At 45.8% G+C, this 15,405-nt stretch carries 15 protein-coding genes; 4 read left to right on the top strand and 11 right to left on the bottom strand.

Annotated features, from left to right (window positions below; genetic code table 11):
* Window positions 1-4 precede the first annotated feature (4 nt).
* The 11 genes from HP548_RS32395 to HP548_RS32345 all read right to left on the bottom strand — a co-directional run bounded on the left by HP548_RS32395 (window position 5) and on the right by HP548_RS32345 (window position 11,691).
* The gene (locus HP548_RS32395; RefSeq protein ID WP_076289893.1) at window positions 5-1,465 is read right to left on the bottom strand and encodes a sensor histidine kinase; all 1,461 of its coding nucleotides are present in this window, start codon (window positions 1,463-1,465) and stop codon (window positions 5-7) included.
* A gap of 1 nt (window position 1,466) precedes the next feature.
* Window positions 1,467-2,156 (bottom strand): response regulator transcription factor, encoded by a 690-nt coding sequence (locus HP548_RS32390; protein ID WP_175383955.1) that lies wholly within the window; start codon window positions 2,154-2,156, stop codon window positions 1,467-1,469.
* Window positions 2,157-2,351: 195 nt separating this feature from the next.
* Window positions 2,352-4,052, bottom strand: coding sequence for a S1C family serine protease (locus HP548_RS32385; RefSeq protein WP_099854834.1), 1,701 nt, complete (start codon window positions 4,050-4,052; stop codon window positions 2,352-2,354).
* A 155-nt stretch (window positions 4,053-4,207) separates the two neighbouring features.
* Entirely contained in the window at window positions 4,208-4,864 is a 657-nt protein-coding gene (locus HP548_RS32380; protein WP_076289896.1) for a response regulator, read from the bottom strand.
* The gene (locus HP548_RS32375; protein WP_076289897.1) at window positions 4,861-5,898 is read right to left on the bottom strand and encodes a HAMP domain-containing sensor histidine kinase; all 1,038 of its coding nucleotides are present in this window, start codon (window positions 5,896-5,898) and stop codon (window positions 4,861-4,863) included. The genes HP548_RS32380 and HP548_RS32375 overlap by 4 nt, the downstream gene beginning before the upstream one ends.
* Before the next feature lie 3 nt (window positions 5,899-5,901).
* Entirely contained in the window at window positions 5,902-6,957 is a 1,056-nt protein-coding gene (liaF, locus tag HP548_RS32370) for a cell wall-active antibiotics response protein LiaF (protein WP_076289898.1), read from the bottom strand.
* Window positions 6,958-7,127: 170 nt separating this feature from the next.
* Window positions 7,128-7,313 (bottom strand): hypothetical protein, encoded by a 186-nt coding sequence (locus HP548_RS32365; protein ID WP_076290141.1) that lies wholly within the window; start codon window positions 7,311-7,313, stop codon window positions 7,128-7,130.
* 115 nt (window positions 7,314-7,428) lie between these two features.
* A complete protein-coding gene (locus HP548_RS33575; protein ID WP_306553832.1) occupies window positions 7,429-8,202 on the bottom strand; it encodes a 3D domain-containing protein in 774 nt (257 codons plus the stop codon).
* 183 nt (window positions 8,203-8,385) lie between these two features.
* Complete coding sequence (gene thrS / locus HP548_RS32355) at window positions 8,386-10,323, bottom strand: threonine--tRNA ligase (protein WP_064639432.1); 1,938 nt, start codon at window positions 10,321-10,323, stop codon at window positions 8,386-8,388.
* 56 nt (window positions 10,324-10,379) lie between these two features.
* Entirely contained in the window at window positions 10,380-10,553 is a 174-nt protein-coding gene (locus HP548_RS32350; RefSeq protein ID WP_175383954.1) for a hypothetical protein, read from the bottom strand.
* 193 nt (window positions 10,554-10,746) lie between these two features.
* Window positions 10,747-11,691 (bottom strand): putative sporulation protein YtxC, encoded by a 945-nt coding sequence (locus tag HP548_RS32345; RefSeq protein ID WP_076289899.1) that lies wholly within the window; start codon window positions 11,689-11,691, stop codon window positions 10,747-10,749.
* A gap of 180 nt (window positions 11,692-11,871) precedes the next feature.
* On the opposite strand from HP548_RS32345, the gene HP548_RS32340 reads away from it, so the two are divergent.
* The 4 genes from HP548_RS32340 (at window position 11,872) to HP548_RS32325 (ending at window position 15,342) form a co-directional block, all read left to right on the top strand.
* Window positions 11,872-12,276 (top strand): hypothetical protein, encoded by a 405-nt coding sequence (locus HP548_RS32340; RefSeq protein ID WP_076289900.1) that lies wholly within the window; start codon window positions 11,872-11,874, stop codon window positions 12,274-12,276.
* 311 nt (window positions 12,277-12,587) lie between these two features.
* A complete protein-coding gene (locus tag HP548_RS32335) occupies window positions 12,588-13,082 on the top strand; it encodes a cation:proton antiporter regulatory subunit (protein WP_053780467.1) in 495 nt (164 codons plus the stop codon).
* A 4-nt stretch (window positions 13,083-13,086) separates the two neighbouring features.
* Complete coding sequence (locus HP548_RS32330) at window positions 13,087-14,325, top strand: cation:proton antiporter (RefSeq protein WP_076289901.1); 1,239 nt, start codon at window positions 13,087-13,089, stop codon at window positions 14,323-14,325.
* Between the two features lie 111 nt (window positions 14,326-14,436).
* Window positions 14,437-15,342: a YitT family protein gene (locus HP548_RS32325; protein WP_076289902.1), complete on the top strand. Its 906-nt coding sequence runs from the start codon at window positions 14,437-14,439 to the stop codon at window positions 15,340-15,342.
* The last annotated feature ends 63 nt before the right edge of the window (window positions 15,343-15,405 follow it).

Below are 15,405 nucleotides of genomic sequence, written 5' to 3'. Positions count from 1 at the left end.
AACCTTATTCGATAGGCGGAGCAAAGACTACCGGCAACCAAATGATAAAGGTCGTTCCTTCTCCACGTCTGGTTACAACCTCGACAGACCCTTGGTGTTCCTCAATGATCCACTTGGCAATCGACAGTCCCAGACCTATACCTGGTGTGGCACCGCGCGACTCATCCGCCCGATAGAACCGATCAAAGATAAATGGAACTTCATCCCGATCCATTCCGATTCCCGTATCACTGATGCGTAGTCCTACCTGACCTTTATAAAGTATTGCATCAAGCGTAACCGAGCCATCTGGAGTGTACTTGAAGGCATTCTCGATAAAAATAAACAACATCTGCTGCAAATAGTCCTTGCTGCCGTTCACATATATGCCATTCAGAATCGATAGATCTCCTGGACGCCAGTCTGCCTGATGATCAAGGAATTGCGACCTGCGAGCCACTTCCTGTACCAGAATCTGCAACGGGATCGGATTCAGTTCGATTTTCTGTCCTGTATCGGCTCTGGCCAAAGACAGCATATCACTGATCAGTCTACTCATGCGTTTTCCTTCATCCGCCATGTCCTCTATCGCTTCGAGCGACATTTGTTTAACCGTTTCTTCGTCCAGATTCGGTCGGTCCGTGCTCTCCTGATCCCACAGCTTCTTAAGGAAGTCCACATTTCCACGGATCGTGGTCAGCGGTGTACGCAGCTCATGCGAGGCATCAGATACAAATCTGCGCTGAGCTTTATTCGTCTCCTCGAGACCTCTGAATGACAGCTCTGTTCGTTCAAGCATATTATTGACTGTTTCAATCAGACGTCCAATCTCATCCATGGGACCCGTATATTGAATGCGCACACTAAGGTCATCCCCGGACTGAATCTGATTGGCCGCATCAATCACATTGACGAGCGGACGCATGGATTTGCGAGCCAGAATCAGCCCCGAAGTAATGGCAAGCGCCATTGCGACAAGCCAGCCAAAAACCAGAATATTTCGTAAAGCTTCCAGCAGTCGTTCCTGGGAACTAACATTGGCGCCGACTTGAAGAAGCCCCCTTATTTCATTGGTTCCCTGAAGAGACAGGGGCTGTTGATTCACCAAGAAAGGGGTCCCATTCACATAGATCTTGGATATTCCACGCTTTTTCTGGATCTCATTGGATTTCACAACAGGAAATTGAATCTGAAGTTTCTCCATATTGCCTGAGATTTTACCAGATCTGCTCTGGTAGTCCCACAACTGGATGTATATTTGAGCTTCCTGAAGCTGACTTTCCGTAAAAGGGTCCAGGTCCAGCGATTGTGAAAGTGGATTGACACCAATCTGATTCGTAATTCGTTCACTTTTATCTTTCAGTTGCTGTTCCACTTCTTGATACGTATTAAAATAAACAAAAGCGTAGATCACAACTCCCCAAAAAATGAGCACGGCTGCCAAGATGCCTGAATACCACGCGGTTAATCTTAACCGAATGGACATGTCAGGAGTCACCTCTCAAAATATAGCCGGCTCCCCGGATGGTCTGGATCAAACGTTTACCGCCGTATTCTTCGGTTTTTTGTCTGAGCATGGCAATATACACTTCGAGCACATTGGACTCACCACTGTAATCATAACCCCAGATTTTATCCATAATCAGATCACGGGACAGCACACGTTTCGGATTTTGCATGAACAGATTCAGCAATTCGAACTCCTTGGCAGTCAGTTCCAGACGCTGACCGTCACGCAACACCTCACGAGAATCATTATCCAGAATAATACCCTCATACATTAGTCGATTATCAGGCGTGTCTGCTATATCCGCTTTACGACGCAATAAGGCACGGACACGAGCCAACAGTTCTTCAAGCGCAAACGGCTTCACGAGATAATCATCTGCACCTGTATCCAGCCCAATTACCCGGCTCTGTACTTCATCTTTGGCAGTAAGCATCAGCACGGGTACCTTGCTCCCCGCTTCTCTGAGTCTGCGGCATACCTCAAACCCGTCAATTTGCGGCATCATGACATCAAGAACCACGATATCCGGCTCTTTATCCATCAGCTTACTGAGGCCCTCCGCCCCATTCGAAGCTGTCTGTACATCATATCCTTCAAAAGCAAGTCCCCGCCGAAGCATGGAAACGATTTTTTCATCATCATCAACAATCAGAATAGTTGAGCGCATGGTCTTTCTCCTTTATCCCTTAACGTTTTAATCTTATTGTAACAGCCAAAAGCGCAATCTGCATCTTTCCAAACACCTTGTTGCTTTGCGAGTCAGACCTTGATGGAGTACAAACGAATATAGTGCAAAAAAAGCGAAAGGGCCCTCGAACCCTTCCGCTCTTCTAAACCTTATTTTATAACCCATGTTTCAGCATTATGGTTGTTGTTGCTGTTGTTGATCCGTCGTTTGTGTAGTATCGTAATCGTTTTTGTTGCCGATTTTGAGTTTCACATCCATTTTTTTGCCGTCCCGAACAACATTCAGTGTCACTTCACTGCCGATTTCCTGTTTCTTGATGAAATCAATCAAATCCTGACTTGTGCTGTACGCTGTACCATTGGCACCTGTGATGATGTCATAAGCACGCAGGTCTGCTTGGTAAGCAGGGGATTGATAGATCGTGCTGGCTACAACTGAACCTTCAGTGATATCCGTTCCCATCTGTTTAGCCACTTCAGGCGTGAGGGCCATCAGAGATGCACCAATGAACGGTACGGGCTCTTTGGGAACTTCTTTGTTTTCTTTCAGATATTTAACCGCATCCGAGATTACACTCGAAGGAATGGCAAACCCAATACCCTGTGCATCCGCGCTAACCGCAACGTTCATACCAATGACTTCACCATTCAGGTTAAGCAATGGTCCACCGGAGTTACCAGGATTGATGGAAGCATCCGTTTGTAACAAGTGGCTGTACTCACGGGTTTTGCCTGTTTCTTCGTCCGGAATACTGATCGTACGTTCTTTCGCACTCAACACACCTGCAGTAACTGTGTGTTCAAATCCTTCAGGGTTACCAATAGCTACAAGCCATTCACCCACTTGTGTGCTGTTGGAATCACCCAATGGAGCAACAGGGAAAGCATCATCACCGCTGTTTTTCTCGATTTTCAATACGGCAAGGTCAAGGTCGAAGCTGCTTCCCAGCAATTTCGCTTCATATGGTTTGCTGTTGTTCTCCAGCGTTACTTGAATCACATCTGCACCCTGAACCACGTGTTGGTTCGTCAGGATGTAGCCTTCTTTGTCAAAAATAAATCCGGAGCCAATGCCGAGTGGAACCAACTGATTGCTGCTTTGTTGCTGTTGCTGCTGATTTTGGCCTTGGTAGCTGTCTGTTCCGCCATTGCTTCCGTTACCAAAGAAGTATTGGTACAATGGATCACTCATCGTAGAACCGCCCTGGCTGCTGCTGCGTGAAGACTGCTTCGCTAGTGTTTCGATTTTGACGACAGCCGGACTTGTACTCGTTACTACAGAGGATACATCCTCTTTGCCCGTTGGCAGTAATGACGCTGTTACGTTATTGCTGCTGCCTGAGTTAGTAGGAGAAGATGACTGACTGGAGCTTTCATTTTCTGCACTTGTCAGCGCTTCCTGTGGTGTAAACATATTTGTTCTGTCCGCTGTGTACATCAGCACTGTAATGACCAGCATCCCGGCGATGAAAGAGAACAGGAGCGATCTTACGGAAGAACGTGGCCGACGGTTGTTATAATTCCAATTGCCATTGTTCTTGCCTCCGTTCCCCTGATCTCCTCCGTTGCCACCTGAACCGTTGCCGCCGCCCCCTCTGGAGGACGTATTGGCTTGATCAGATGATTCGTTACTGTAATTACTGTAGTAAGTAGGTACGGGCTTCACGGGGTCAGGTCTTGTAATCTCTACATTTCCTTCTTCACGTAGATTATGTTCCCCATTATGACTTGCTGTATCTTCCTGATTCACGGACTGAAAAGGTCCATAAGAATAATAATAGGAGGAATCGTCCGTCCCGGATGAATTGCGATTCTCCGCTTGTTTAGTTTCATTTTCCTCGTCTTGACGGTTCGCTCTGTAATTACGTTCGTCCATGCCTCTCTACCTCCCAATCTCTTCTTCGCAAGAGATATTCTTTAACTGTCCTTATTTTGTACTTTAAACCTTAACCGTACCTTAAAAACAATTAAAAAGGAGATAAAAGCACGCTGTTATAGAACATTTTTCCCGCCAAATCTGCATTCTAACCCTTATTTCTTCACCCAGCCCTGACGATGAGCGTAGATTGCCAGCTGTGTCCGATCGTCCATTTCACACTTCATCAGCAGATTGCTCACATGGGTTTTGACAGTTTTGATACTAATATGTAGTTCTTCCCCGATGTCCTTATTGGTCTTGCCCTCTGCAATCAGCAAAAGCACTTCCTTTTCCCGTTCCGTCAGGCCGGATTCGTTCTCTCTTGCCGTGCGCTGCCTGATACCACGGGTCAATGCCTGTGATACGTCGCCTGTCATTACAGGCATACCTCGGTATGCTCCTTGCAGAGCATAGATTAACTCTTCAGCAGATACCGTCTTCAGCACATAACTGACCGCTCCAGCTTCAATCGCTTGTACCACAAGGTCATCCTCCAGAAAACTGGTCAGCATCACAATTTTCATGCCCGGAAATTCGGCCATGATCGCTTGTGTCGCTTCCGCACCATTCATCACCGGCATCATCAGGTCCATCAGGATCAGGTCAGGCAGTTCGTTTTCTCCCAGCTTGCGTAACTGATTCAATGCATCCTGTCCGTTACTTGCTTCCCCCATCACATGAAATGTGGGTTCCAACATAAGATACGTTTTCAATCCCATTCGCACCATATCATGATCATCCACAATCATTACATTCACTTTTACGCTCATTCTGTTTCCCCCTCTGGTTCTTTCGGGAATTTCGGGATGAATACCCGCACCGTCGTCCCCGCTCCCGGCTTCGATATAATCTGAACCTGACCCCCAAGCTTCTCTGCCCGTTCACGCATCGTTGATAATCCGTATGAGCCAGGCCGTTCCGCTTGCTGCAAAAAACCTTGACCGTCATCGCTAATGCTCATGCTGATCTGATGTTCACTCTCTCGTATGGACAGACTGACCAGACCCGCTTCCGCATGTTTGACCACATTAGCGACCGCTTCCTGAATAACAAGAAACAGCTGGTGCTCGATGGCATCGGAAATTCCGCCATCCAGTTCCAGCTCTTTCACTCCTTTTAAACCATTCTGCCTGCAATAATCAGGGAACCAGCTATCCAGCGCTTCGCCAAGATTCCTTCCCTCCAACTCCACTGGGCGAAGCTGAGCGATAAGCCCACGCATCTGCCGCTGGGCAATATGCGACATCTGAATAAGTTGGTCCAGCACTTTGCTGCCATGCTCGGGATTCATCTCCAGCAGACGTGGTAAGGAGGAAGCCGACATATGCATGGCGAAAAGCTGCTGGCTGACCGTATCATGCAAATCCCTTGCCATCCGTTTACGCTCTTCAATTACAGCGCGCTCAGATGCCTGTTCCTTTTCAATGACTTCCTGCTCACCGAGCCGCTGAAGCAATCTCATTTTTTTCTCAATCGAATCCATCATGACATTGAATTCCTGATATACCCGCCCGAATGAGGCATCATCTGCCTCAGGCATACGAACAGCAAGATTGCCTTTTGACACTTTCAGCATGTTGAGATCCAGTAGATCAATCTTACGTTGAAGTCGCAAAGCAGCAATATACCCCGTGATTACGGTAGCCAGAAGGACAACAGCAACATAGGTCCACGCACGCTGTCGCCCTGTTCCCATTAGCACTTCCCCGTACAGCAAGTAAAACCCGCCCAAAGTAATGAGTCCGGTCAGCGCAAAATACATCATCAGTTCCCACTTATTTGCTTTGAGAATCGTTCGAATCATGCGTTAACCCACCTTATTCACTTTGACATCTCCAATAAACACACTAACGACAATCCGTACTTTTTTTCCTGCTTCGCGATAATGCGCCGTTTCAGCCTGAGCACTGCTTAGGAATCCGCCTCGTTTTTGATTTAACAGCGACATGTCCCCAATAAACGAGTTTGTCGTCACAGTCACACCGAGATCCATATCTTCAGGAACAAATACCTTCACATCCCCAATAAAAGAGGAAATGTTAATTTTCGTCTCACCGTAAGGTATTTGCGCCTTCGTCAAATCAATCACCGTATCGCCAATAAATGCCGAAATATTCATCGGTTTCAGGGAGAACACTTCCTGTCCCATATACATATCACCGATAAATGCCGATTTGTTAATTGTATTCCCATGGCCACCATAGTAATTCGGATCATCATCATAGTGGTCATCGTGATCAAATGTTTCATATTCCTTTTTACTTGAACCGTAACCTTTATGCTTGTGATGATGATGTTGATGTTTATGATGGTGTTGATGTCCGTGTGTTTTAGGGTCTTCCTTATCTGTATAGAATGAGCCATGTGAATCATTCTTGTGTTCCTGTTCCGGTTTGCCAAATGTTTTCTCGAACTGTTCATCAAACGAAGACGGCATTTCCAGGTCCTCAGGGGACAATGGCTTATAAGGTGGCTCCGGTGGAGGAGGCGGTGGTACTTGGTCATGGTGTTTCCGGTCACGACGACGGGGTCCGATCAGAACGAACAATCCCCCACCAATCAGCATTACCGGAATTAGGTAGCGAATGAACTCGCCCATGGAATAATCAATCCACCCCAGATTGCGTGCCAAGAAGTATCCACCAATCGCCAGTACAATGGCCGGTCCAATCAATGCATGACTCCCATTACGCCGAATTTCGGTTAACCCTTTTACACCCCACCAAATCAAAAATAACGGCCAATATGTTCTGAACATGTATCCGATATCTATGTCATAGCCCAATTGCCTGAACAATATTATTGCGCCAATCGCAATAAGAGGAATGCCAACCCACCAGCGGTCCCGCGTAGATCGTTTCATCGCTCATGTCTCCTTTGTCTGTATTCTGTATCCAGTTTACATCAGACAAGGATTGGTTAACAGCGGCGGCAGATGGAATTGATCTCGGTCTCCAGACCGAGGCGGAAGGTTATTTATGTAAAATATTAAAAACACCCTGGAGAAATTCTCCAAGGTGTTTGTGCATTGATTTACTTTTGTGTTTTGCCTGTGTTCTCAGTACCGAACTCAGCATTGTATTTTTCATCAGGTGTTTGGAAGTTATCCTTCACTTTGTTTTGGTGCGATTGCTTCACTTTGCTTGCTGCATTCTCTTCTCCAAACTCTGCATTGTACTTCTCGTTTGGCGTTTGTGAACCTTGAGATTTCTTAGCCACGACGATCACCTCTCTCTTCATATTTACATTGCATGTCTGCAACGCGGGGTTCGTCCCCAGAGAGTATTATGTGAAGAGTGCGCGTGCGTTATTCATGTATTAAAATTCATCATCATTATACGGCCTTGTCCAGCCATGAATCGGGTACGGATTTGTACACATCGATAGCTTCCGATAACTCTTCCAGCATTTTTTCAGTGCATTTTCCAGCACCTTGTTTGATCACCTGTACTTCGACGTCCTTTTTGCCCCATTCTTTATATACTTGCTTTGTTGTTGGGAAATAAAGATCAATTTTATTGCCCTTGATCGCCGAGCCCGTATCTGCAACGATGCCGTAGCCATAACCGGGAATATATAAAATGGAACCCAGTGGGAACAGCTTTGGATCAGCTGCAATTGTCGAAACTGTTTCTTTATCACGGCGCACCTTTACACCTGAATACGTAATTCCGTATTGAGGATGTTTCGGACCTTTTCCGGTTGATTCCACACCTGCAGTGTATCCGGTAGCCGTCACCTTGTGTGTATCCAACACCTGTTCTGTACGCGGAGCGAGTACCGGCATGGATGGGTCAACTCCGGTCTGCTTCTCCGGAACTTCCGGCCGTGGAATAACAATAGGCTGTGGAGACCACAAAAACCCCATATAGACCAAAGTAGTGAGTTGAGCCTGATCGCTGTATTCATACACTGCCGCTTCTGAATGTACACCTTCAAGCTCTCCTAAAGTTTCGCTATGCCGATTCTCCACATACATGACTTCATTTTCCTCTTCAAAGGTATATGCTTCTGCCTGATTCAAGCCTAAGACTATTCCAGTGAGCACCACACAGCAAGAGATGATGAACCTTATGTTTTTCTTCTGAATTAAGAATTGCTTTTTCATTATAGAACCTCCCCCTTACTGCAAAGGTTTTCCAAAATGAAAAAATTCTATACTTTTCACCTATTAAGGCTTTTAAATCGGATATCCAGAAAACCTTAAAACAACAAAAAAACCGTCTAAACCATTGGATTTTACTCCAATACGATTTAAACGGTTCTTTATTATAGAAGCTACAATTCAGGATTACACCAGTCTTGTTGCAATCTCTTCTTTAAGTTGGGCTACAATTTCGTCCACAGGTTTCATGCCGAGATCGCCTTCTCCACGTTTCCGCACAGATACACCCTCTGCATTACGTTCATTTTCACCAACGACGAACATATAAGGCATTTTCTCAAGCTGTGCTTCACGGATTTTATAACCAAGCTTCTCGTTACGCAGATCCGCTTCAGCAGAGATACCCGCACGTTTCAGCTTCGCTTCCACTTCACGTGCATAGTCGTCGAAGTTGCCGGATACCGGAATAACCTTCGCCTGTACAGGAGACAACCACAGTGGCAGAGCCCCTGCAAAGTTCTCCAGCAAGAATGCAGTGAAACGCTCCATCGTACTGATTACACCGCGGTGAATAACGACCGGACGATGTTTCTGTCCATCATCTCCCACATATTCAAGCTCAAACCGCTCTGGCAAGAGGAAGTCCAATTGAACAGTAGACAATGTCTCTTCTTTGCCCAGTGCTGTCTTGATCTGAACGTCCAGTTTTGGACCATAGAATGCCGCTTCGCCTTCTGCTTCATAGAATGGAAGGTTAAGTTCTTCCACAACTTCACGCAGCATGCGTTGGGACATTTCCCACATCTCGTCGTTTTGGAAGTATTTCTCGGTATCCTGAGGATCGCGATAGGACAAACGGAAACGATATTCGTGAATGCCGAAATCTTTATAAACCGTTTGAATCAGCTCAATAACACGAGCAAACTCTTCCTTGATCTGATCCGGGCGTGCGAATATGTGAGAGTCGTTCAGCGTCATCGCACGTACACGATGCAGACCTGTCAACGCGCCCGACATTTCGTAACGATGCATCATGCCAAGCTCGGCAATCCGGATCGGCAGATCACGGTAGCTGTGCATGCTGGACTTGTACACCATCATGTGGTGAGGACAGTTCATTGGACGAAGAACGAGTTCCTCATTGTCCATAACCATTTTAGGGAACATGTCTTCCTGATAGTGCTCCCAGTGTCCGGATGTTTTGTATAACTCAACATTACCAAGCACCGGTGTGTATACATGCTGATATCCGAGGCTCTCTTCCAGATCCACGATATAACGCTCCAACGTCCGGCGCAGCTTCGCACCGTTAGGCAACCAGATTGGCAGGCCTTGTCCAACCAGTTGGGAGAATGTGAAGATTTCGAGTTCCTTACCCAATTTACGGTGATCCCGTTTACGTGCTTCTTCCAGGAAGTGCAAATGCTCATCAAGCTGTGCTTTTTTCACAAAAGCTGTACCATAAATACGTTGCAGCATTTTGTTTTTGCTATCTCCACGCCAGTAAGCACCGGCAACATTCATCAGTTTAAATACTTTGATTTTGCTGGTGGATGGCACGTGTGGTCCACGACACAAGTCGAAGAATTCACCTTGCTCATAAATAGTGATAACACTGTCTTCTGGTAAGTCACGAATCAATTCCAGCTTGTAAGGATCGCCCACTTCTTCGAAGATTTTGATCGCTTCCTCGCGGCTAACTTCCTTACGTACAATTGGCAAGTTCTCATTAACAATACGTTCCATTTCCTTCTCAATCTTTTGCAGATCTTCTGGATTGAGCGGTTGTTCTAGATCCATATCATAGTAGAAACCATCTTCAATGACAGGACCAACGCCGAGATGAACCTCTTTGTTTCCATATAAACGCTTCACAGCTTGAGCGAGCAAGTGAGCTGTACTGTGACGCATCACTTCCAGACCTTCTGGTGAATCCAGTGTTACGATCTCCACCAATGCTCCCTCATGAAGTGTTGTGGACAAGTCCACTACGATTCCATCCAGTTTGCCGGCTACGGCATTTTTGCGAAGTCCGCTGCTAATCGAAGCGGCCACATCTTCAATGCTGCTTCCGTCGGCATACTCACGAACCGAACCATCGGGTAGTTTAATGTTAACTGCCATTGTCTCATTCCTCCTGTAAATTCAACCTCTGTCCATGTATTTCATGGATGGATAATCTATTGCTGTTCCTGCAATTTTGCAAAGGAACGCAAAAAACACCCGTCCCGGCAAAGGGACGAGTGTTGTATACTCTCGTGGTTCCACCCTAATTCAGCTGCTTCATCCATATTGGAAGTACAGCCCTCATTGGCATGACGGTAACGGGCATGACCCGGCATATCCTTACTCATGGATGACTACCTGTATTATAGAGGCAATATTTATATCCATTTTCAAAACTGCAGCTCCAAAGGGGTAAACCAAACGTGGCATCCGGAGGAAATTTCAGCCTGGTTCCCTCTCTCTGCACCGACCGTGCGTATGGTTCTTGTCTTTGTCAACGCTTTTGTTTATTGTTCCATAACAACTCAAATAAATCATGGATCAACAGTTATTATAATTGCCGATATCACTTGCGTCAAGACCTGTCAACAATCCGGAGCGCAGGACTTCACACTCAGGACAATGATGGCATAATTGCACCTTGTCTTCAAAGATCTGACGGATCGTAGAGATGATAGGCAGATCAGGAGTACGTGTATGCAGCATGACCTTTTCAGGTGAGATGGAGATCAGCGTACTCACGATCATATCTTCAATATCCATTTCCAATTCAAGCCCCGGCATCTCCACGACGACCTGTTCATCCTTTTGTACGGGCAGCACATTAAGCGCAGCATCCAATACTTGAAATTCATGTAATCCTTTGTGTATCAAATGCACAAGAGGTACTTTCGCCTCCTGAAAGAACACAAAATATTTGAGCAGCCCCATAAACTCTTCATATTGACGATCCATCCAGAATTCATCCAGTGCATACTCTACCAGCTCGTGAAGTTCCTGCTTATATGGCCGAATCCGGAAATTAAGAATGCCTTCAAGATGAAAAAAATGCACCTCTTCCAAATCCTGCTTCAATCCATTGGCCAAAGTGTTACGGCGACGCTCGCGCAGGCCTGGTTGATCCAAGTCACCATTGAATAATAAAGGCATGCATATCCGGTTTACCTTCTCCACCTCATGTTCATCCATGACTGAGCAGGCCTTTGAGATCATCTCTTCCACCATAATACGTTCACGCGTATCCATAATGAAATCTGCAAGTCCGTTGGCAAGCAAATCACTGATCTGGGGCAACCACTGCTGGAAGTCAGCGTGATTCTCATTGCCTCTGCATACCCAGGCCGCTCTTCCGTCATTATGTTTGAAGGTGAGCCGAAATCCTCTTTTGCTTATATGTAAACCTTTGGTTTTTTCCTTCACACAACGATAAAATTGATCCGCTTCTTCCTGCCCTGATACATCGGTCCATACGGCGAACAGTTCCATAAGAATCACTCCTTTCCTTCCTGTTCAAAGTATATGGCAAGGCTGATAGGGATATACGAAGCGGATTGATGGAAAGCGTGTCATGATTTCTCAGTATATTATCAATCTGTTTGGAGTTAAGACAAAAATGTGTTATTATTTTTATAACAGTATGTTTCACGGAAAAGGGGGGAAGCCAAAATGAGACAACAACCAAGAATACTCCGTTACGCCTTTATTATCATTTTGTGCGTATTCCAAGCGTTGTCCTTCCCTATTCCGATGCAGTCGGAATCCGCTGTCGAGGTAACCGTTGAGACGACTTCCAACAAGGAAGTGCTTGTCCACACTTTGGAGTCTCAGCAGAAACCTGCCATTCGCAAATACCCACAAGTCATGTCGAAGTTGATTGCGGTCACGCATAACAAACCTGTCTTTCTTGTGCTCGCTTTGTTGCTAATGCTGCGAATTCCTACACCGCGTCTACCCTTTAAACCGTTGATTTGTCTGTTTAAACGCAGATTATTTCTGCTACCCATCAAATTCACCAGTATGTATGTATCTCCCACCCCGATAGCACCAATTTACGTGAACGCTCTTAGCTAGCCGTTACACCGTAATTTAGGTTGCTTTGCATGGAGACACCTCTGTCTGTGAGACGGTGTGCTTGTGCATAACTTTTAATCCTTTTAGCAAATGTTAGATATCGATCAGTTTTATTTGGCAACACCTATTTGTTAACGTCTATTTTGTTATCCCCATCTTCTAAAAATTCACAACACAAGGCTGTGTGTCAGGAGTCCCTGGCTCTGTTTACCCGCATCATTTAATGTTCCTAAGCGCAACAGTTCATTCTATTTTCGGGAAATAAGCCTGTCTTCTGTGGCCAGCCCTCAATATAAGGAGGCATACTATCCATGGATGTACGCGAAACAGATTTGCCGGGAATCGGCAAGAAATTTCAGATTGAAACGAGCAGTGGAGATAAAATTATTGTCATTATTCACGATGACGGTCGCCGGGAAATGTACCATTTTGAGTACGATGATCCAGACCAAAGCATCTCCATGATTACACTTGATGACTATGAAGCAAGACAGATTGCTGCCATCGTTGGTGGATTGACCTATAAACCAAAGCAGCTTGAAAATATTGAAGTAACGTTTGACGATCTGATTATTGAATGGTACAAAATCGAGCCATCCTACGGATGTATCGGTAAATCAATTGGTGAACTGGACGTACGTCAAAACTCAGGGGCAACGGTTATTGCCGTTGTAGAGAAGAATCACAAAAAACATATCAGCCCCGGTCCGGAGGTCGTGATTAGTGCAGAGTCCACGGTAGTAGCCGTTGGCGAACGCAATCAGCAGAAACTGTTTAAATCCCTCCTCCTGACTGGAAGGGGGTAAATAGATGGATCATTTGATATTCGAAGTAGGTCTGGCCCTTGTGCTCATTGCGGCAGCCGGCCTTTTATCGGCAAAACTAAGATTTTCGGTCGTTCCGTTTTATATTCTGATCGGGATGGCTGTTGGGCCACATGCTATGAAAATCTGGCATCTGGACTTCCGCTTTATTGAGAGTCAGCCTTTTATTGAATTTATGGGCCGGATCGGTATCCTGTTCCTTCTCTTCTACCTTGGACTTGAATTCTCGGTAGGTCGTTTAATTAAATCGGGTCGCTCTATTGCAGTTGGCGGCTCGATCTACATCGGCATTAACTTTACGCTGGGATTAATATTCGGTTTTATGTCCGGTTTCCCAGTTGCAGAAGCACTTATTATCGCAGGTATAACTACCATCTCTTCCAGTGCCATCGTGGCCAAGGTACTCGTGGATTTGAAACGAACGGCCAATCCGGAAACAGAGATGATATTGGGTATTATTATGTTCGAAGATGTATTCCTCGCTGTATATATCTCGATCTTGTCCGGACTTGTGCTTAGTGATTCATCCTCCATCGGAGGCGTCATCATGTCCGCACTTATTGCTCTCGGATTCATGCTTATCGTGATTATCCTTGGACGCAAAGCAACACCGCTACTAAACAAATTGCTTAAAATTCGATCGAATGAGCTATTCTCTCTCGTTGTATTCGGAGCCTTGTTCCTGGTAGCCGGCTTCTCTGAAACCATTCATGTTGCCGAAGCGATTGGTGCATTACTGGTTGGTCTGGTGCTTGCTGAAACAGAACACGCAAAACGGATTGAGCACTTGATTCTACCGTTCCGTGACTTCTTCGGAGCAATCTTCTTCTTCAGCTTTGGATTGTCCATTGATCCGTTGTCCTTGGGTGGCGAAGCCGTATGGTTAGCTCTGATTGCAGTTGTTATTACATTGTTCGGTAACTTCCTGGCAGGTATGATGGCCGGACGCAGTGCAGGACTATCTCCCAAAGCATCGGCGAATATTGGATTAACCATTGTGTCACGGGGTGAATTTTCCATCATATTGGCCAACATGGGTAAAGCCGGGGGACTGTTGCCAATGATTCAACCGTTTGCCGCGCTCTATGTCCTAATTCTGGCCATTCTGGGTCCTTTATTAACCAAAGAATCCAAACATGTATTCCGTTTATTGGACAAAATATTCAAGTTCAAGGATCCTCGGAAAAAGAAAGAAGAACCGAAGGTTTTACAGAAAGAAGGGTAACCCCCTTGTCTGTTCAGACAGACAACGTATCGTAATCGCGGCTCTACCGCCGATCTTTCTGTGATTAACCCAGGGAGAATTGCACGAAAGCCGCACAAAGGAGGATGACCTATGAAAGCACCTCTGATATCGGCTAATCCGGTGCCACAAACCGCCAAGACCAGATTATCATCTGCCCGTCGCATGTTGAATTTATTGTTTGTAATAGCGGGTGGAATTCTGGCCTCCGTGGGACTTGAATTGTTTCTACATCCCAATAAGATCATTATTGGAGGCATTACAGGCATCTCTTCGTTGTTCGCCCACTGGACCGAAATGAGGATTGGTTTGTTCCTGTTTTTGTTCAACGTTCCATTTATTTTTCTGTCCTATAGACTCGTGCAAAAGAAATTCGTACTGGTCACTGTTCTGGGTTTGGTTGTCTTTTCGATTGGTGCCATTGTGCTTCATCCCATGCCGCCGCTTGTCGAGCACCCGCTGGCTGCCGCCATGTTTGGCGGATTATGTCTCGGTCTAGGAATCGGTCTAGTCGTGCGGTATGGTGGGACACTGGATACGCTGGAAATCGGTGATCCGTCCTCCCGTCCACCTGAACGTGTATTTAGCGGGAAACGGATGCTTATCGAAAAAATAATCATGCTGCTCAACTTGTTGATTCTAACCGCCGCTGGTGTTGTCTTCGGTTGGGATCAAGCGATGTACTCGGTAATTGCTTATCTCATTGCATATGAAATGGTGTATATTGCATTCCGCGGATTCACAGCTAAGCGCAAAATATGTATTTTAACCACACAAAGCGCTCAAGTTGAAAAAGCCATCCGTAAACGGCTGCGCCGTGAACCTGGAACATTGGATCCTTCAGCGGATTCAGGACACCCTGCTGTAGCTGAAGGTTGGATCCAACACGTTCCGGGAGCACTCTACTATGAGATTCATTTCCTTGAAATGATCTGGCTCAAATCCATTGTGCGTCATATTGATCCACATGCAGGTATTGTGACGAACCCGGAAAAATAATCAAGATTTCTATAGGCTAGGCGCACAAAAACTCTCTCTGATTTCCCATGGATGTTAACCATT

The organism is Paenibacillus taichungensis, from assembly GCF_013359905.1.
Lineage (GTDB): Bacteria > Bacillota > Bacilli > Paenibacillales > Paenibacillaceae > Paenibacillus > Paenibacillus taichungensis.
The sequence above is the reverse complement of the archived record's forward strand: the minus strand, read 5'-3'. Positions and strand labels throughout refer to the sequence as shown.

Coding starts and splice junctions, on each gene's coding strand:
- HP548_RS32375 (WP_076289897.1), bottom strand. CDS start 5,898: ATGATTCGAACGATTCTCAAAGCAAATAAGTGGGAACTGATGATGTAT.
- HP548_RS32330 (WP_076289901.1), top strand. CDS start 13,087: ATGGATCATTTGATATTCGAAGTAGGTCTGGCCCTTGTGCTCATTGCG.
- HP548_RS32390 (WP_175383955.1), bottom strand. CDS start 2,156: ATGCGCTCAACTATTCTGATTGTTGATGATGATGAAAAAATCGTTTCC.
- HP548_RS32340 (WP_076289900.1), top strand. CDS start 11,872: ATGAGACAACAACCAAGAATACTCCGTTACGCCTTTATTATCATTTTG.
- HP548_RS32345 (WP_076289899.1), bottom strand. CDS start 11,691: ATGGAACTGTTCGCCGTATGGACCGATGTATCAGGGCAGGAAGAAGCG.
- HP548_RS32325 (WP_076289902.1), top strand. CDS start 14,437: ATGAAAGCACCTCTGATATCGGCTAATCCGGTGCCACAAACCGCCAAG.
- HP548_RS32350 (WP_175383954.1), bottom strand. CDS start 10,553: ATGAGTAAGGATATGCCGGGTCATGCCCGTTACCGTCATGCCAATGAG.
- HP548_RS32335 (WP_053780467.1), top strand. CDS start 12,588: ATGGATGTACGCGAAACAGATTTGCCGGGAATCGGCAAGAAATTTCAG.
- HP548_RS33575 (WP_306553832.1), bottom strand. CDS start 8,202: ATGAAAAAGCAATTCTTAATTCAGAAGAAAAACATAAGGTTCATCATC.
- liaF (WP_076289898.1), bottom strand. CDS start 6,957: ATGAAACGATCTACGCGGGACCGCTGGTGGGTTGGCATTCCTCTTATT.
- HP548_RS32385 (WP_099854834.1), bottom strand. CDS start 4,052: ATGGACGAACGTAATTACAGAGCGAACCGTCAAGACGAGGAAAATGAA.
- thrS (WP_064639432.1), bottom strand. CDS start 10,323: ATGGCAGTTAACATTAAACTACCCGATGGTTCGGTTCGTGAGTATGCC.
- HP548_RS32380 (WP_076289896.1), bottom strand. CDS start 4,864: ATGAGCGTAAAAGTGAATGTAATGATTGTGGATGATCATGATATGGTG.
- HP548_RS32395 (WP_076289893.1), bottom strand. CDS start 1,465: ATGTCCATTCGGTTAAGATTAACCGCGTGGTATTCAGGCATCTTGGCA.